At 72.3% G+C, this 17,367-nt stretch carries 13 protein-coding genes; 8 read left to right on the top strand and 5 right to left on the bottom strand.

Going from position 1 to position 17,367, the window contains the following annotated elements:
* Nucleotides 1–2: 2 nt before the first annotated feature.
* Together ACZ67T_RS28155 and ACZ67T_RS28150 are read right to left on the bottom strand one after the other, a co-directional pair.
* Nucleotides 3–923, bottom strand: a complete 921-nt coding sequence (locus ACZ67T_RS28155; RefSeq protein ID WP_469987774.1) for a beta-keto acid cleavage family enzyme — start codon at nt 921–923, stop codon at nt 3–5.
* A 62-nt stretch (nt 924–985) separates the two neighbouring features.
* Nucleotides 986–1,843: a TetR/AcrR family transcriptional regulator gene (locus tag ACZ67T_RS28150; RefSeq protein ID WP_469987773.1), complete on the bottom strand. Its 858-nt coding sequence runs from the start codon at nt 1,841–1,843 to the stop codon at nt 986–988.
* 402 nt (nt 1,844–2,245) lie between these two features.
* On the opposite strand from ACZ67T_RS28150, the gene ACZ67T_RS28145 reads away from it, so the two are divergent.
* Nucleotides 2,246–3,505 (top strand): alpha-L-fucosidase, encoded by a 1,260-nt coding sequence (locus ACZ67T_RS28145; RefSeq protein WP_469987859.1) that lies wholly within the window; start codon nt 2,246–2,248, stop codon nt 3,503–3,505.
* A 63-nt stretch (nt 3,506–3,568) separates the two neighbouring features.
* Complete coding sequence (locus tag ACZ67T_RS28140; protein WP_469987772.1) at nt 3,569–5,953, top strand: beta-N-acetylglucosaminidase domain-containing protein; 2,385 nt, start codon at nt 3,569–3,571, stop codon at nt 5,951–5,953.
* A gap of 1 nt (nt 5,954) precedes the next feature.
* Here the strand turns inward: ACZ67T_RS28140 and ACZ67T_RS28135 are convergent, their stop codons facing one another.
* Nucleotides 5,955–8,912, bottom strand: coding sequence for an NACHT domain-containing protein (locus ACZ67T_RS28135; RefSeq protein ID WP_469987771.1), 2,958 nt, complete (start codon nt 8,910–8,912; stop codon nt 5,955–5,957).
* Nucleotides 8,913–9,072: 160 nt separating this feature from the next.
* Here ACZ67T_RS28135 and ACZ67T_RS28130 point away from each other — a divergent pair, with 160 nt between their 5' ends.
* Both ACZ67T_RS28130 and ACZ67T_RS28125 read left to right on the top strand, forming a co-directional pair.
* On the top strand, nt 9,073–10,827 hold the full coding sequence (locus tag ACZ67T_RS28130; protein ID WP_469987770.1) for a sensor histidine kinase: 1,755 nt from the start codon (nt 9,073–9,075) through the stop codon (nt 10,825–10,827).
* A complete protein-coding gene (locus tag ACZ67T_RS28125) occupies nt 10,824–11,462 on the top strand; it encodes a LuxR C-terminal-related transcriptional regulator (RefSeq protein ID WP_469987858.1) in 639 nt (212 codons plus the stop codon). Before ACZ67T_RS28130 ends, ACZ67T_RS28125 begins: the two co-directional genes overlap by 4 nt.
* Nucleotides 11,463–11,677: 215 nt before the next feature.
* Here the strand turns inward: ACZ67T_RS28125 and ACZ67T_RS28120 are convergent, their stop codons facing one another.
* On the bottom strand, nt 11,678–12,790 hold the full coding sequence (locus tag ACZ67T_RS28120; protein WP_469987769.1) for a cobalt-precorrin-5B (C(1))-methyltransferase: 1,113 nt from the start codon (nt 12,788–12,790) through the stop codon (nt 11,678–11,680).
* 17 nt (nt 12,791–12,807) lie between these two features.
* Here ACZ67T_RS28120 and ACZ67T_RS28115 point away from each other — a divergent pair, with 17 nt between their 5' ends.
* A complete protein-coding gene (locus ACZ67T_RS28115) occupies nt 12,808–13,569 on the top strand; it encodes a cobalt-precorrin-6A reductase (protein ID WP_469987768.1) in 762 nt (253 codons plus the stop codon).
* A gap of 63 nt (nt 13,570–13,632) precedes the next feature.
* Here the strand turns inward: ACZ67T_RS28115 and ACZ67T_RS28110 are convergent, their stop codons facing one another.
* Nucleotides 13,633–14,274, bottom strand: a complete 642-nt coding sequence (locus tag ACZ67T_RS28110; RefSeq protein WP_469987767.1) for a precorrin-8X methylmutase — start codon at nt 14,272–14,274, stop codon at nt 13,633–13,635.
* A gap of 101 nt (nt 14,275–14,375) precedes the next feature.
* Here ACZ67T_RS28110 and ACZ67T_RS28105 point away from each other — a divergent pair, with 101 nt between their 5' ends.
* The 3 genes from ACZ67T_RS28105 (at nt 14,376) to ACZ67T_RS28095 (ending at nt 17,341) form a co-directional block, all read left to right on the top strand.
* Entirely contained in the window at nt 14,376–15,563 is a 1,188-nt protein-coding gene (locus ACZ67T_RS28105) for a thiolase family protein (protein WP_469987766.1), read from the top strand.
* 28 nt (nt 15,564–15,591) lie between these two features.
* A complete protein-coding gene (locus tag ACZ67T_RS28100; protein WP_469987765.1) occupies nt 15,592–15,753 on the top strand; it encodes a hypothetical protein in 162 nt (53 codons plus the stop codon).
* A 67-nt stretch (nt 15,754–15,820) separates the two neighbouring features.
* Nucleotides 15,821–17,341, top strand: coding sequence for a long-chain-fatty-acid--CoA ligase (locus ACZ67T_RS28095; protein WP_469987764.1), 1,521 nt, complete (start codon nt 15,821–15,823; stop codon nt 17,339–17,341).
* Nucleotides 17,342–17,367: the final 26 nt, after the last annotated feature.

The raw sequence follows: 17,367 nt of genomic DNA, 5'->3' as shown, positions 1-17,367 counted from the left end.
GATCAGGCGTTTCCTTCCTGGGCGACGGACAAGGTGCGGGGCTTGAGGCCGAGCTTCTGGCGGGCCTCGTCCGGGGTGGCGACGCGGGCGCCCATCGCCTCGACGATCGTCACGGCGCGCTCCACGAGCTGCGCGTTGGTGGCCTTGACGCCCTTGCCGAGATAGAGGTTGTCCTCCAGGCCGACGCGGACGTGCCCGCCGAGCACGACGGACTGCGCGACCCACGGCATCTGCATGCGGCCGAGCGCGAAGCTGGCCCACTGGGCGCCCTCCGGCAGCATGTTGACCATCGACTGGAGGACGCCCGGATCGGCCGGCGCGCCCCACGGGATGCCCATGCAGAGCTGGAAGACGGTCGGGTCGTCGAGCAGGCCCTCGGCGAGGAGCTGCTTGGCGAACCAGAGGTGACCCGTGTCGAAGATCTCCAACTCGGGCCGTACGCCCAGCTCCTGGATGCGCCTGGCACCGGCGCGGAGCATGTCAGGCGTGGAGACGTAGAGGTTGCTGCCGTCGCCGAAGTTGAGGGAGCCGCAGTCCAGGGTGCAGATGTCGGGGAGCAGGTCCTCGACGTGCGGGAGCCTTTCGAGGCCGCTGACGAGGTCGGTGCCGGGCAGCTGCTTGAGCGGCTCGTCCGGGTCGATGACCAGGTCGCCGCCCATCCCGGCGGTGAGGTTGATGACGACGTCGGTGCCGGTCTCCTTGATCCGCTCGACGACCTCGCGGTACAGGCGCGGGTCGCGCGAGGGTGCGCCGGTCTCGGGGTCGCGTACGTGGATGTGGACCTCGGCGGCGCCCGCGTCCGCCGCCTCCACCGCGGAGCGGGCTATCTGCTCGGGGGTGACCGGCACGTGGGGGCTCTTGCGGACGGTGTCGCCGGCGCCGGTGAGGGCGCAGGTGATGATGACGTCCTGGTTCATGGGCATGCGGACATCGCTCCTTGGACCCGAAGGCCGTTGGGGGGAAGGGGATGTGAGGGTGGGTCAGGTCATGCTGGGGTGGGTGCGGTCAGGGTGCTGTCGACGTACGCGAGCAGTGCCGTGTGCATCGCTTCGGCGTCGGTGCCGGGGGCGCCGGGAGCGGTGGCGAGCACCTGGGTGGCCAGGCCGTCGATCAGGGCGGTGAGCGCGAGCGCCGCAGCCTGCGGGTCGACGGGTCTGAACGAGCCCTGCGCGACACCGCGCCGCACCACGTCGGCGACGGTCTCGCGCCACTGCCGGTAGTACTCGGCGTGCAGGTCGCCGACCGCCGTGGAGCGGGCCGCCTCGGCCCACAGGTCCAGCCACACCGCCCACTGCCTGCGCTGCTGAGCCGTGCGCGGCGTCTGGAGCGCGATGAGCTGGCACAGCTCGTCGGCCGGGTCGGCCGCGTCGGCGGTGCGCGCCGCCCGGTGGGCGGTGTCCTCGTCCATGCACCAGCGCACGGCCGCCTCGAGGAGTTCCGCGCGGCCGGGGAAGTGGTAGTGGATGGCGGCCGTGCTGGTCGCGCAGGCCTCGGCGATGTCGGAGACCCGCACGGCGTGGAAGCCGCGCTCGGCGATCAGGCGGACCGTCTCGCGCACGATCTGCGAGGGGCGGCCGCCCTCGACCGGGACGGCGCCGCCCGCCTGGCGGCCCGGGGGCCGGTGCCGCGCGCCGAGCAGCCGGCCCGCGTCCACCTGCCCCTCGTCGGCGATCCGGGCCAGCTCGGCCGCCGTGAAGCGGCGCGTGCCGCTCAGGGACCGGGACAGCTTGGAGGGGTCCATGACGATCCGGCGGGCGAACTCGCGCTGGCTCACTCCGGCGGCGGTGATCACCTCCCGCACCCGGGCGGCGACCTCGTCTCGGTTCTCTGCTCCGTCTTCCACGGTCGACGACACTAGCCACGTGTTGAGCAGATCTCAACACTTTGCGGAACATCAATACAGATCAGCTGGCGTATTGAGCTGCTGACCGGTTCATCAGTCAGCAGCTCAACGCCCGATCGACGGGACCGGTGAGTCTCCGCCGTCACCATGAAGCGCGCGGCCGTCCCGATCGGCTTGTGCGCGACGGGGGCGAGGCGTCCGGGCCGCCGCTCCAGATCGTCCTCGAAGTCCCGAGGCCCCCTTGCCGACGTGGCTTCGGCGCTTTAGTCTCCACCGGACTCAAGCGCTTTAGTTCGCCGTGCGACAACGATGTCGATCCGGAGGATTCAGGCCCCATGAACGGCCGCTCGGCGAGCCTGAGGTCGTCGTCATCGACGACGAGGAGGAGGGGAACCACCGATGATGCAGACCTGGTTCACGGACGGAAAGCTCGGCATCTTCCTGCACTGGGGGATCTACAGTGTCGACGGCGTCGCCGAGTCCTGGTCCTTCTTCGACGGCCGGGTCCCGTACGGCACGTACATGGCGCAGCTCGACGGGTTCGAGGCGCAGAAATGGGACCCCGACGCCTGGGCCGACCTGTTCGTCGAGGCGGGCGCCGCGTACGCGGTCCTCACCGCCAAGCACCACGACGGGGTGGCCCTATGGGACACGCAGGCCAACGACCTCTCCGTCGTGAAGCGCACCCCGGCCGCCCGCGACCTCGTCACCCCCTACGTGGACGCGCTGCGCCGCCGCGGTCTCAAGGTCGGCCTGTACTACTCGCACCTCGACTGGTCCCACCCGGACTATGCGACGGTCCGGCCGGACGGCCAGGACCCCGGCGAGCGCGGCAACCCGTACTCGATGCCCGCCGTCGGTGATGAGTCACCCGAGCGCTGGGACGCCTTCCTCGCCTTCCACCACGCCCAGGTCCGCGAGCTGCTCGGGCTCTTCCAGCCGGACCTGCTCTGGTTCGACGGCGAGTGGGAACGCAGCCCCGAGCAGTGGCGCATGGCCGAACTCGCCGGACTCATCAAGGAGTTGAGCCCGCACACCGTCGTCAATGGGCGCCTCACCGGACGCGGCGACTACGCGACACCCGAACAGGGCGTGCCCGTCGAACCGCCGAAGGGCCCCTGGGAGCTCTGCCTCACCGTCAACGACTCGTGGGGCTACCAGCCGCAGGACGACCACCACAAGTCGCCCCGCCAGCTGGTCCGCGTCTTCGCCGAGACCGTCGGCGGCGGAGGAAACCTCCTGCTCGCCGTGGGACCGAAGGCCGACGGCACGATCCCGCCGGAGCAGGCCGAGCGCCTCGAAGCGCTCGGCGAGTGGATCGCCGAACACCGGCCTGCCGTCCGCGACACCGTGCGCGGCCTCCCGCACGGCCACTTCTACGGCCCCTCCACCCTCTCCGCCGACCGGCGCACCCTCTACCTCTTCCTCTTCGACCGGCCCAACGAGTACGTGGTGCTGCGCGGCGTACGCAACGCCGTTCGCTCGGCGCGGGTCCTCGGGTCCGGCACGGACGTCCGTCACGAGCGCGTCGGCGGGCTCGGCGAGGTGCCCGGCTGGGAGTACCTGTACATCACCGACGACCAGCTCGACCCCCTGTGCACCGTCGTCGCCCTCGAACTCGACGGCGAACTCGACCTGTACCGCGAGCACACCCGCGACTGACACCCCTGCACTCCACCCCCCTCGACCGACCGACACAGACACCGATCTCGGAGGCAGAGCACCATGACAGCCCGAAGAGCCGTGCACGCCTGTTCCGTCGCCACCCTGCTCGTCGCCGCGTCCGCCGCGGCCGTCCCGCCCGTATCGGCGCACGCGACGGAGCGGCCCCTGCCCGTCGTCTCGCCGACCCCGCAGCACATGACGCGCGCCGGAGCGGACATCGCCCTGCCTTCGCGCGCCGAACTCGTCGTGGACGACACCACCGACAAGCCGGCCCGCGACCTCCTCACCGCCACCCTGCGCGCCCACGGAGTCCGCCACGTCGACGTCCGCACCCAGGCGTCGGGGCACGCGCCCCTGACCGTGCTCCTCGGCCCGGCCACCCGCCCCGACGTGGCCAAGGCCCTGCGCGGCACCGACGTCCCCACCCAGGACGAGGGCTACGCCGTGCGCGTCGCGGGACGGACCGTGGCGCTCGGCGGCACCGACACGACCGGCCAGTTCTACGCGGCCCAGACATTCAGGCAGCTCGTCACCAAGGGGAAGATCGCCGGGGCGTCCGTCTCCGACTTCCCTTCCATGCGGCTGCGCGGTTCCATCGAGGGCTTCTACGGACCGCCCTGGACGGCGGCGGAGCGCCTGGACCAGATGGACTTCCTCGGTGAGGTCAAGTCCAACACCTATGTGTACGCGCCCAAGGACGACCCGTACCACCGCGACAAGTGGCGCGAGCCGTACCCGGCGGACAAGCTCGCCCAGCTCGGCACGCTCGTCGACCGGGCCCGCGCCAACCACGTCCGCTTCACTTTCGCCGTCTCGCCCGGCGGCTCGGTCTGCTACTCGGACCCGGCCGACGTGAAGGCCCTCACCGCGAAGCTCCAGGCGCTCTACGACCTGGGCGTGCGCTCGTTCTCCGTGCCGCTCGACGACATCAGCTACACCAAGTGGAACTGCGACGCCGACCAGCAGAAGTTCGGCGCCCCGGGGCGCGGCCCCGCCGCGAAGGCCCAGGTCGGGTTGCTCAACACCGTCCAGCAGGACTTCATCGCCACCCACGACGGAGCCAACCCGCTCCAGATGGTGCCCACCGAGTACGGCGACCTCACCGACACCGCGTACAAGCAGGAGCTCCGCGGGAACCTCGACAAGAACGTCGAGGTGATGTGGACCGGCACCGACGTCGTCCCGCCGGAGATCACCAACGACCAGGCGCAGAAGGCGTCCGAGCTGTTCGGGCGCAAGGTGTTCGTCTGGGACAACTACCCGGTCAACGACTTCGGCCGGACCTCGGGACGCCTCCTGCTCGCCCCCTACGACAAGCGCGAGCCCGGCCTGTCCGAGCACCTCAGCGGCCTCGTCTCCAACCCGATGAACCAGGAGGCGGCCAGCAAGCTCGCCGTCTTCACCATGTCCGACTTCTCATGGAACGACCGCGGTTACGACCGCACCCGCTCCGCCCGGCAGTCCGCACTGCACCTGGCCGGCGGGGACCCGCGCGTCGCCGACGCCGTACAGACCTTCGTCGACCTCAACCACATGGCCCCCACGTTCGGCGCCAAGCCGTGGCAGCCGCAGTCGCCGGTCCTCAGCGCACGGCTCGCCACATTCTGGAAGGCGTACGAGAGCGACCCGACGGCCGCGATCCGCTCCTTCACACCGACCTCGACAAACATCGGGCGCACCCCGGACATCCTCCGCGCCGGTGTGCCCGACCAGCAGTTCCTGCACGACGCCGGACCCTGGCTCGACTCCACCGCGCTGTGGGGCAAGGCCCTCGCGCACGGTCTCGCCGCGCTGAAGGCCATCGACGCCCATGACGCGGACAAGGCGGCCGCCGAGCGTGCCGCGATGGACAAGGCCGCCGACGCCGCCTCGCACATCACCATCGACCCGGCCGAGCACCACCAGCCCGGACCCGTGAAGATCGCCGACCCGTTCCTCGGCGAGTTCGTCAGCCAGGTCCAGGACCTGCACGACGCCTCGAAGGGCCTCGAGCCGCTGCGGCAGCTCGCCCTGAACAAGGACACGAAGCAGAGCTCGGACTACGCGTGGGACGGCGGGTTCCCGTTCGGCGCGGCCAAGGCGGCCGACGGCGACCGCTTCGACTTCTCGACCACCAGCGGCAAAGAGGCGCAGCCCTGGTGGCAGGTCGACCTCGGCTCCGTCGCCGACCTGGAGCGCGTCGACGTCTACAACCGCAGCGACTGCTGCGCGGACCGCACCCAGGACTACTACGTCCTGGTCTCCGACGAGCCCTTCACCGGGACCCTTGCCGACCAGCTGACCAAGCCCGGCGTGTGGTCCCACCACGAGAGCGCCCAGGCCGGCGGCCCGACCGCGATCCCGGTGACGGCACACGGCCGCTACGTGCGGGTGTGGCTGGCGAGCGAGAAGCCCGTCGAGCTGAACATGGCGGAGGTCGAGGTGTACGGCAGGGCACGGACCTGACCTACCGCGTCAACGAGTAGATCGCGCTCCGCAGGTCCGCCGGCAGCCGCGCGTCGTCCCGCCCCGCGGCGGTGGCCAGCAGCGCCGTGACGCGAGGGACATGGCTGCCCGGCAGGGCCTCCATGCCGCGCAGTACCCGGCGGTACGTCAACTCCAGCTCGGCGTCGGTCAGTTCCACGCCGCCGCTGAGCAGGAGGTGCAGCAGGTCGTGCGCGAGCGAGGTGGCCGGCTCCCCTTCCGTGGCCACGAACGTGGTCACGGAAGGGCCCAGCCACGCGAACACCGGGTCCATGACGTGCCGCACGAGGGAGTCGTTCGTCCCGCCGGACACCTCCATCTTGTGCCAGATCTCGTCCCAGTAGGGCCGGGACCAGCCGGGCCCGCCGTGCCCGCGCGGGTAGCGGTAGAGCCAGTTCGCGTCGACCTGGTCCGGCGGTGCGGGCGCGCCGTACCGCGGCTCGACGACGAGCGTGCGGCGGCCGTCGGCGTCCCAGGACCGGTCCAGGGTCATCGACAGGGCGAAGTCCGTCCACTGCTCCTCGTTGAACGCCGAACGCCACAGCAGGGCGTGCCGGTGCCAGGCGGTGACCGGGTCCGCCGAGCCGGGGAACAGGTCGGCGGCCGTGGTGCCGCCCGTCAGCAGCAGGATGACCAGGACGAGATTGGCGCCGTAGAGGCCGTGCCGCGACGCGACCCTCAGCGTCGTCGGCCGGTAGGCGGGGTGCTGGTCACCGGTACGGGTCTCGTGCTGGTCGAGTACGCGGATCAGAACGCGGCTGAGCCTGTCCCGCTCGGCCGGCTCCATCCGCGCCGTCATCGCGCGGGCGAACCGCAGCATCTGGCGCCCGGACAGGGGCGCGTACGAGAGCAGCGCGTACGCCAGGTCGTCGTCCACGCGATGGTCACCGAGGGCGAGGGCGGGCCGGTTCTGCACGAGCGCGCTCAGCACGTGCAGCGCGAGCCGCACCGCCAGATACTCGCCGAACGTGGCGTGCAGGAACTCGTACGTCGCGAGGACGTGGCCGTCGCGCACCGACTGGGCGCGCTGTACGAAGTAGAACCGGCCGAGAGCGACCTCGGCCGCGCCGAGCGGCGTGCGGAACCCGGAGGCCCCCGGGGACGAACGGCCCAGGAGCGCGGCCAGATCCTCGTCGAGCTCGGCCGCCGAGACCCACTGGCGGCGCCGGTTGAGCAGGGCGAACGCGACCAGGGACAGGCGCTGCATCTCCAGCTCGGCGCGCTCGCGCAGGAGATCGTCCGACGCCATGTCCCCGCTCGTCTTGCCGACCTCACGGCGCGCGAAGGAGAACAGGAGCTCCTCGTACAGATCGGCCTCGTCCAGCGGCTCCCCGCCGTCGCTCTGCAGGCCGTTGCCCGCCACGTCGTACAGCGCCAGCATCGTCAGGAGCAGCGGCTGCGCCGCGAGCGCCGCGTGCCGCGACACCACCTCCCACGACAGCGGGCGCAAGCCCCTCGCCGCGAATCCGGCCGCGTTGGCGTCGTTCCACACCGCGAGCCACTGCTGGATCTGCGCGGCCCGGAACGGTTCGAGGCGCAGCGCCACCATGCCGTCGGGGTAGCGCGCGCGGTCGGCGACGGACGTGCGGCTGGTCACCAGGGCCAGCAGCGGACGGCCCTGTTCCGCCTCGCGCTCCTGGAAGCGGGCCACCCGGACCAGGAAGTCGTTGTGATGGACCCCGGTCGTCTGCAACAGCTCGTCGAACCCGTCGAGCAGGAGCACCGGGACCGCGCCGCCGGCCGAGCGGACCAGATCGGGCCAGGTGACACGCTCGCCGGTCGCGGCCCGCACCGCCTGCTCGATCTGCTCCTGGAGATCGTCCTCGGCGCGTACGTCGCGCAGCGGCACCCGCACCGGCAGGAATCCGGCCGCGGGGAGCCGCGCCGCGAGCACCCGCGTCAGGACGGACTTGCCCGCGCCGGGCTGCCCGAGCACCAGCAGCGGTGTGCGCTCCTGCCCCGCCGAGGTCAGCGCGCCGGCGAGATAGCGGGTCAAGTCCTCGCGCACCGGGGCCCGTTCCCACCACGCCTCGTCCGCCGGCCCGTGCTGTCCGGCCACCGGCCGCACCCGGAAGTCCGGGTCCAGATACATCTCCTCCAGGGCCGGTACGCGGATGCCGTCGGGCGCCGACGCCGCGTCCAGGACCGGACGGGAGAGCGCCGCCTCGTGGGAGCGGGCCAGAGCGGCCGCGACATCCACCGGCGGCCGCGCGTGTGACGCCGTACCGGTCAGCAGCGCCTCGATCCCCGCGAGGGCCCGCTGGACACCGGCCCGCGTCGCCCGGTGCTCGGTCAGCGTCGCCCAGAACCCGAACTCCGGTGCCTGCTGAGCGAGTTGGGCGTACAGGTTGTCGTAGTGGACGCACGCCGCACCCGGCAGCGCACCCGTCAGGGTCCGCTCCGCCGCCTCCCGGCCCGCCGGCGTCAGCGTGTCCCACACCGCGAGGCCCGACACGAACCGCAGGAAGCGCCCGGACAGGGCCGTGTACCAGCCGAGGAGTTCGCGCGCCACGTCCTGTGGCGCGAGGTGCGGTGCCGGGAACGGCGCGTCCACCGCGGCGAGGGCCCGCGCGAAACCGGCGTCCGTCTCCCCGGCCCCGACCAGCGACAACTGCTCGCCACGGGTCATGCGCACCGCGTCGAGGGAGAACGGAAGGTCCTGCTCCGCGAGCGCTTCGAACCAGCCGAGGACCACGACGACGGTGTGCGCGGCCCGCAGCACCTCGCCCCGCTCGACCCGCCCGTCCGCCGCCCCGAGCCGCGCCCCGACCCCGCGCACCGCGTCACGGCCGAGCCTCAGGATCCGGCCCCCCGCGTCCGCGATACGGAGGATCCCGTCGCTCACGCCGCCCGTCGCCAGGGCCAGCACCCCGCCGAGCGACCGGTCGAGCGCCGCGAGGCGCGGCGGATCGGCGCCGAGCAGCACCAACGCGTCCGACAACGACAGCAGCCTGCGCGAACCCACCCGAACCCCCCCCATGGATCATGTGCGGACGGCGGCCACTCTGCCAGGACAGGAGGTCGGGGTCCATTGAGCACGGTGCGTAAGCTGTGCGACACCGAGTGCGCACCGTTCCCCCAAATGGCTTACCGTGTGGGCCGTGGACAGTCAGGGGAAGCGGGCGGTTCGGCTGCGCCTGACCGGGGCCGCGGCACTCGCCGCCGTATCGGGAGCGGCGGGCTCGTGGGCATATCTGCGGGCCGGTGGGTCCGCGGGCGACGTGGTGCGGGACCTCTCCGTGGGCTGGGCGTACGCGGCCGCGGGGATCGTGGCCTGGCGGCGCAGGCCCGCCAACCGGACCGGCCCCCTGATGATCGCCGAGGGCGTCACCTGGTTCCTCGGGAACCTCCAAGGCACCTCCGTACCCGCCCTGTTCGCGTTCGGCGCCTGGTGGGAGGCGCTGAACATGGCGATCCTCCTGCACCTCATCCTGTGCTTCCCCGAGGGGCGCCTCACGACGGTCCTGACCCGGCGTCTGGTCCAGTTCGCGTACGGGCTCGTCTCGGTCGGCGGCCTGCTGCGCACGCTCCTGTTCGACCCGGCGCAGGCCACCGGCGCGACGTATCTCGACTGCGTGGGCTGCGGTCCGAACGCCCTGTTCATTCCCGGCACCCACGACCTCTTCGGCCCCGTCGACACCGTGTACCACGCGCTCGGCTGGGTCATCTCCGCCGGCGCCGCCGTGGCCGTGGTGCAGCGCTGGCGGCACGCCTCGGCCGCCCGCAGGCAGGCGCTGCTCCCGGCCTGGATCGGCATCGCCGTCGCCGTTGTCTTCCTGATGTGGGACATGCTCTTCTACGTCGTGCCGTGGTTCGGCCACGTCGGCGACACGGGTGAGCAGGCCGTCTATCTGCTGTCCGACCTCGCGCAGGTCGCCGTGCCGTTCGCGTTCCTCGGCGGACTGCTGCGCATGCACCTCCAGCGCGCCGAGGTCAGCGGGCTCGTCATCGAGGTCGGTACCGACCCCGACCCGGCCCGGCTGCGCGAGGCGCTGGCCCGTGTCCTGGGCGACCCGACGCTGAGGCTCGGCCTGTGGCGGGAGGAACGGGGCGCCTACGTCGACGGCTCCGGGCGTGAGGTGACGGTGGACGGCCCCGGCCGTACCCCCGTCGGCGCGGCGGACGGCCGGCCACTCGCGCTCCTGCACCACGACCCCGCGCTCCTGGACGACCCGGAACTCCTCGCGTCGGTGGCCGCCGCGCTGCGCCTCGCCCTGGAGAACGTGTGGCTGCGCTCCCGCGCCAGGGACGTGAGCACGCGGATAGTGGAGGCGGCCGACTCCGAACGCAAGCGCCTGGAGCGGGACCTGCACGACGGGGCGCAGGCCAGGCTGGTCTTTGCGCTGATGGCGCTGCGACGTGTCGAACGTGGCCTCGCCGACCATCCCGACCCCGCCCTGCGCGCATCCGTGACCGAGGCGGAGTCCAGCCTCAGGCTCGCCATCGAGGAGCTGCGCGGCCTCGCCCACGGCCTGCACCCGGCGGTCCTCACCCGCGAGGGCCTCGGCCCCGCGCTGACCGCGCTGGCCAGGGAGGCGACCCTGCCGGTCGTCGTCGCGGCCGAACCCCGGCGCTACGCCGCGGTCGTGGAGTCGACCGCCTACTTCACGGTGTGCGAGGCCCTGTCGAACGCGGCCAAGCACGCCGGTGCCCGCGCCGTCAGCGTCTCCGCGACGCACCAGGACGGGCGGCTCGTCATCGAGACCGTCGACGACGGAGTCGGGGGAGCGGACAGCGCGCGCGGCAGTGGCCTGCGCGGCCTCGCGGACCGGCTCGCCGCCGTCGACGGAGTGTTGCATGTACACAGTCCCGCCGGTGGCGGGACCAGAATCAGGGCGGAGCTTCCGTGCGGGTGATCGTTGCCGAGGATTCGGCGCTGCTGCGGCAGGGGATCGTACGACTGCTGTCGGACGAAGGGTTCGAGGTGTCCGCGGAGTGCTCCGACACGGGGCCGCTCCTCGCGCTCGTCGCCGAGTACCGTCCGGACGCCGTGCTCCTCGACATCCGCATGCCGCCGACGCACACCGACGAGGGTCTGATCGCGGCGGCCGCGATCCGCGCGGCGCACCCCGGCACGGGCGTACTGCTGCTGTCCCAGTACGTCGAGACGACCGACACCGTCAGGGCCCTGGCGGAGCAGCCCGAGGGATTCGGCTATCTCCTCAAGGAGCGCGTCGCCGACATCGACGAACTCGGCGGCGCGCTCAAGCGCGTGGCGTCCGGCGAGACGGTCCTCGACCCGCTCGTCGTGGCCAAACTCATGAACACCCCCCGCCCCACGAGCCCTCTCGACGACCTCACCGGCAGAGAGCGGGATGTGCTGGCCCTGATGGCCGAGGGCCACTCGAACGAGGCGATAGCCCAGCGTCTCGTCATCGGCGGAAAAACGGTGGAGACGCACGTACGGAACATCTTCGGCAAACTGCGCCTGGAACAGGATCTGCTCGAACACCGGCGTGTGCGGGCGGTGCTGACGTACCTGCGCGCCTGACCGCGCGCGTGCGCGCGGAGTGAAGAGGTCCCGGCTGACCGCTCCGAAGGCGACGTCGTCCCCCGATTTGCCCCCGTGGCTCCCCCGTACGTCGACTGCGGAGCGGTGCCGGTGAACTCAACTCTAGGCAGCCCGCGGGCCCGGGACATCAGGGCCAGCCCTGAGATCCGGAGTAGTTGCTACCGGAACGGGCCTGCGGGGGCCGAAGTGCATGCTCAGCGGGGTGCGCAGCGCCCGACCACCGCACCCGCACGGTCGATGCAGATTACATCGACTTGGACGGGCGCGCCCCGCAACACGCGCAGAGCCTCGTCGCGGGCGGTCGCGGCCACCAGGTCGCCGAGCGGCGGCCACAACCGGAGTGCGGCGAGGCCCGTGTTGGCGTCCGCCACCGCCGACGCGACCTCCGCGCCCGCGCCCGCCTCGGCCGCGAGCCCGGCCAGGAAGGACTTGTCGACCTGCGAGCGCGCCGAATGCAGATCCAGATGCCCGGCCGCGAGCTTCGACAGTTTGGCGAATCCGCCGCAGATCGTGAGCCGGTCGACGGGATGCCGGCGCACGTACTTGAGGACGGCGCCCGCGAAGTCACCCATGTCGAGGAGCGCGTCCTCGGGCAGTCCGTACTCGGCGACCACGGTCTTCTCGGACGTCGAACCGGTGCAGCCCGCCACATGCGTGCGCCCGGCGGCCCGCGCCACGTCCACACCGCGCCGGATCGAGTCGATCCACGCCGAGCAGGAGTACGGCACCACGATGCCCGTCGTGCCCAATATGGAAAGCCCGCCGAGGATCCCGAGCCGCGGGTTCCAGGTCGACCGGGCGATCTCCTCGCCGTGATCGACGGACACGGTGATCTCGACGTCACCGCTCCCGCCGTGGCGCTCGGCGACGGCCGCGACGTGGTCCCGCATCATCTGGCGCGGCACGGGGTTGATCGCCGGTTCCCCGACGGCGAGGGGCAGCCCGGGACGGGTCACGGTGCCGACGCCGGGGCCCGCCCGGAACGTGACCCCGGACCCGGCGGGCAGCAGCCGCACCGACGCCCGCACGAGCGCGCCGTGCGTGACGTCCGGGTCGTCACCCGCGTCCTTCACGATGCCCGCCACGGCATGCTCGCCGGTCAGCTCCTCGGCCGCGAGCGCGAACGCGGGCGTCTGCCCCTTCGGCAGCGTGATCGTCACCGGATCCGGGAAGTCGCCGGTCAGAAGCGCGGTGTAGGCGGCCGTGGCCGCGCCGGTCGCGCAGGCGCCGGTCGTCCAGCCGGGCCGCAGCCCGGTGTGCTTGAGTTGGGCGCCGCGTCCGCCCTTGGCCCCGCCCGCCTCACTCATGAAAGGGCCCCCCGCCCGTGCACGTACTGATCCTCGGCGGCACGACCGAGGCCCGCCGCCTCGCGCAGGCCCTGACCGACGGCCGGCCCGGGTGGCGTGTGACGAGCTCGCTGGCCGGCCGGGTCGCCCGGCCTCTGCTGCCCGCGGGCGAGGTGCGGACGGGCGGTTTCGGGGGAGCCGATGGCCTGGCCCGCGCGCTGCGCGAGCTCCAGGTGGACGCGCTCATCGACGCCACCCATCCTTTCGCCGGGACGATCAGTTTCCACGCGGCACAGGCGGCCGCCACGGCCCATGTTCCCCTGCTGGCACTGCGCCGCCCCGGCTGGGTCCCCGCACCGGGCGACGACTGGCACCATGTGAACTCCCTGGAGGAGGCGGCGACGGCACTGCCGTCCCTGGGGGCGCGGGCGTTCCTGACGGTGGGCCGCCTGGGTCTGCCGCCCTTCGCGTCCATCGACGACGTCCACTTCCTGATGCGCTCGGTGGACGCCCCCGAGCCGCCACTGCCCCCGCACTCGGAGGTCCTGCTGGACCGGGGCCCCTTCACGCCGGAAGGCGAACGGGAGCTGCTCCGTACTCACCGCATCGACGTACTGGTGACGAAGGACAGCGGGGGAGAGGCGACGGCCCCGAAGCTCGTCGCGGCGCGAGAGGCGGGCATCCCGGTGCTGGTGGTCCGGCGTCCGGAGGTGCCGACGGGAGTGGCAGCGGTGGGATCGGTGGCGGAGGCGGTGGAGTGGGCGGGGAATCAGGGCACTTCCAGCCCGTCGGGCGTTTGAGGCCGGGCCCGGAGGACGACCGCTGCGGTCCGGGGGCGGCGCCTCCGGGATGTGCGGCCGGACCTATTCCACCTCACAAGCGACCGCGTTGACCGCCGCGGCGGCCATCGCGCTGCCGCCCCGTCGCCCCCGCACCACCAAGTACTCCAGGCCCAGTTCCCCCGCGTGTTCCGCCAGCGCGTCCTTCGACTCGACCGCGCCCACGAACCCGACCGGAACCCCGATCACCGCGGCGGGCGGCGCCGCCCCCTCCCACACCAGTTCCAGGAGCCGGAAGAGGGCCGTGGGCGCATTGCCCACAGCAACCACAGCCCCGCCCATCCGCTCTCTCCACAGCTCCAGCGCCGCGGCGGAGCGCGTCGTGCCGAGCCGCTCGGCCAGCGCCGGAACCGACGGGTCGGACAGCGTGCACACCACGTCGTTGTCCGCGGGCAGCCGTTTGCGCGTGATGCCGCTGGCCACCATGGACACGTCGCACAGGACGGGTGCGCCCCCGCGCAGCGCCTCACGGGCGCGGACCGCGACGTCCGGCGAGTACGCGAGGTCGCCCGCCAGGTCGACCATCCCGCACGCGTGGATCATCCGGACCGCAACCTGGGCCACCTCCGCGGGCAGCCCGCCCAGATCGGCCTCGGCGCGGATCGTGGCGAAGGACCGGCGGTAGATCTCCGCCCCGGACTTCTCGTACTCGAACGCAGTGCTCACGGCGGGGAGCCTATCCAGCGGTGCCCACTTCACAGGGTGCGGGGCCCGGGTCTATAGTCAAAAACTAGCAGTGCTAATTAACTTTCCCCCAGGAGCCGCACGTGCGTCCCGTCCACTTCGCCGCCGCCCGCCGCACCCCGATCGGAAAGCTGCGCGGGTCCCTGTCCACCGTGCGCCCGGACGACCTCGCGGCCGGTGTCATCCGCGGACTGCTCGCCGGTGTGCCGGAGCTCGACCCGGCCCGGATCGACGACGTCTACTGGGGCGCCGCGAACCAGGCCGGCGAGGACAACCGCAACATCGCGCGCATGGCCGCCCTCCTCGCGGGCCTGCCCGAGTCCGTACCCGGCGCGACCGTGAACCGGCTGTGCGCCTCAGGGCTCGAAGCCGTCACCACCGCCGCCCGCACCATCGCCTCCGGCGAGGCCGACGTCGTCCTCGCGGGCGGCTCCGAGTCCATGAGCCGCGCCCCCTTCGTGCTCCAGCGCCCCGACGAGGCGCTCCCGCACAAGATGGAGACGTACGACACACGCCTGGGCTGGCGACTGGTCAACCCGAAGATGAAGGAGCTGCACGGCGTCCTCGCCATGGGGGAGACCGCCGAGGAGGTCGCCGAGCGCTACGACGTCCCACGTGAGCGCCAGGACGCCTTCGCGCTGCGCAGCCACCACAACGCCGCCGAGGCCCGCAAGAACGGCCTCTTCGACGCCGAGATCCTCCCCGTCACGCGCCCGGACGGCGTCGTCGTCGAACAGGACGAGTGCATCCGCCCCGACACGTCCCTGGAGAAGCTCGGCACGCTCAAGCCGGTCTTCCGCAAGGGCGGCACGGTCACCGCGGGCAACGCCTCGCCCATGAACGACGGCGCCGCGGGCCTGCTCCTGGTCAGCGAGGAAGCCCTGCACGACCTCGGCCTCGAATCCCTCGGCCGGTACGTCGCCGGAGCCTCGGCCGGTGTGCACCCGGACGTCATGGGCATCGGCCCCGTCCCCGCCACACGGAAGGCGCTCGCCCGGGTCGGCTGGTCCGTCGGCGACGTCCAGGAGGCGGAGTTCAACGAGGCCTTCGCCGCCCAGGCCCTCGCCTGCGTCGACGCGCTCGGCATCGACCCGGAGCTGGTGAACCCGACCGGCGGTGCCATCGCGCTCGGCCACCCGCTCGGCTGCTCCGGCGCCCGCATCCTCACCACCCTGCTCCACCGCATGCGCCGCACCGGCGGCTCGCGCGGCCTCGCCACCATGTGCGTCGGTGTCGGACAGGGCTCGGCCGTCCTCGTCGAGCGCGCCTGAACTCCCGTACAACGCAAGGAACTCGAAGATGATGACCAGTAGGTGCACCGGCCGTGCGGCCGTCGTCGGCCGCACGGCCGAGCGCGCCGACGCCACCGTCGAGGCGAGCCCCGCCAACGGCAGACAGGCGTCCGTGTACGACGGCGACGTCACCGGCCAGGGCACCGTCGAGGCGGCCGTCGCGCGCTGACGCATCGCTGAGCTGTACCTGGTCCAGAGCCGCACCAGAAGTCAGTACGGAACGGAGCACCACCCTCATGGCAACCCTGTCCCTCGCCGCGATCCTCGCCGAGTCCGCCCGCCGCCGCCCCGACAAGGCCGCACTCGTGCAGGGCGAACTCCGCATCACCTTCAAGGAGTTGTGGCTCCAGGCCCGCAAGCAGGCCGCCGCGCTCGTCGACCTCGGGGTCCGACCGGGGGACAAGGTGGCGCTGATGGCGCCCAACGTGGCCGAGTTCCCGCGCGCGTACTACGCGGCGCTCGCCGCGGGTGCCGTCGTCGTCCCCGTACACCTGCTCCTGTCCGCCGGCGAGGTCGAGCACGTCCTGCGGGACAGCGGCGCCACGCTGCTCCTGTGCCACCCGGGTCAGGCGAAGACCGGCGGGGCGGCGGCCGAGGCGACCGGTGTGCGCATGCTGACCCTCGGCGAGGCCGGCGACCTGGAGCGGCTCACGCACGAGGCCGAGCCGCTGCCCACGTACCTCACCCGCGACGCCGACGATCCGGCCGTCGTCTTCTACACCAGCGGCACCACCGGCGTCCCCAAGGGCGCCGTCCTCAGCCACTTCAACCTGGTGATGAACGCGACGGTCAGCGCCTTCGACGGCCACGACGTGTCCTGCGACGACATCGCGCTCGGCGCGCTGCCGCTCTTCCACGCCTTCGGGCAGACCGTCGCCATGAACGCGACGTGGCGCGCCGGAGCCACCCTCGTCCTCCTCCCGCGCTTCGACGCGGCCAAGGCCATCGACCTGATGGTCGCCGAGGGCGTGAACACCTTCCACGGCGTGCCCACCATGTACGTGAACCTGGTGGCCGCCGCCGCGGCGGCCGAGAAGCTGCCGACCCTCAAGGTCTGTGTCTCGGGCGGAGCCTCGCTCCCCGTGGCAGTCCTGGAGCACTTCCAGGACGCCTTCGGCGCCACGGTCTACGAGGGGTACGGGCTCTCCGAGACCTCCCCGGCCGCCGCCACCAACCAGCCGGTCTTCGGCGCGCGCCCGGGCACGATCGGGCACCCCATGTGGGGCGTAGACGTGGAGATCGCCCGCGCCGAGGTCGAGGACCGCGTGGAACTGCTCCCCGAGGGCGAGCTCGGCGAGGTCGTCGTGCGCGGACACTGCGTCTTCACCGGATACCTGGGGCGCCCCGAGGCCACCGCGGAGGCACTCGTCGACGGCTGGTTCCGCACAGGTGACCTCGGCACCAAGGACGAGGACGGCTATCTGCGCATCGTCGACCGCAAGAAGGACGTCATCATCCGCGGCGGCTACAACGTGTACCCGCGCGAGGTCGAAGAGGTCCTGATGCGCCACCCCGACATCGCCCAGGTCGCCGTCATCGGCCTGCCCGACCCCGTGCACGGCGAGGAGGTCTGCGCCGTGATCATCCGCAAGGAGACCGACGGGAGCGCGGCCGGCGCCGACGAGATCACCGAGTGGTCCAAGGAGCACCTGGGCCGCCACAAGTACCCCCGCCGCATCGAGTTCGCCGACGAGCTGCCGCTCGGCCCGAGCATGAAGGTCCTCAAGCGGGAACTGCGCGCCCAGTACACCGACTGACGCCCGGAGCACGCGCAGGGGCCGGC

This window comes from Streptomyces sp. NPDC107517, assembly GCF_055582645.1.
This window is presented reverse-complemented; position numbering and strand designations above follow the sequence as displayed.

Bases quoted from the DNA above. Each gene is read 5' to 3' on its own strand.
- ACZ67T_RS28155 (WP_469987774.1), bottom strand. From the start codon at position 923: ATGCCCATGAACCAGGACGTCATCATCACCTGCGCCCTCACCGGCGCC.
- ACZ67T_RS28145 (WP_469987859.1), top strand. From the start codon at position 2,246: ATGCAGACCTGGTTCACGGACGGAAAGCTCGGCATCTTCCTGCACTGG.
- ACZ67T_RS28140 (WP_469987772.1), top strand. From the start codon at position 3,569: ATGACAGCCCGAAGAGCCGTGCACGCCTGTTCCGTCGCCACCCTGCTC.
- ACZ67T_RS28120 (WP_469987769.1), bottom strand. From the start codon at position 12,790: ATGAGTGAGGCGGGCGGGGCCAAGGGCGGACGCGGCGCCCAACTCAAG.
- ACZ67T_RS28100 (WP_469987765.1), top strand. From the start codon at position 15,592: ATGATGACCAGTAGGTGCACCGGCCGTGCGGCCGTCGTCGGCCGCACG.
- ACZ67T_RS28095 (WP_469987764.1), top strand. From the start codon at position 15,821: ATGGCAACCCTGTCCCTCGCCGCGATCCTCGCCGAGTCCGCCCGCCGC.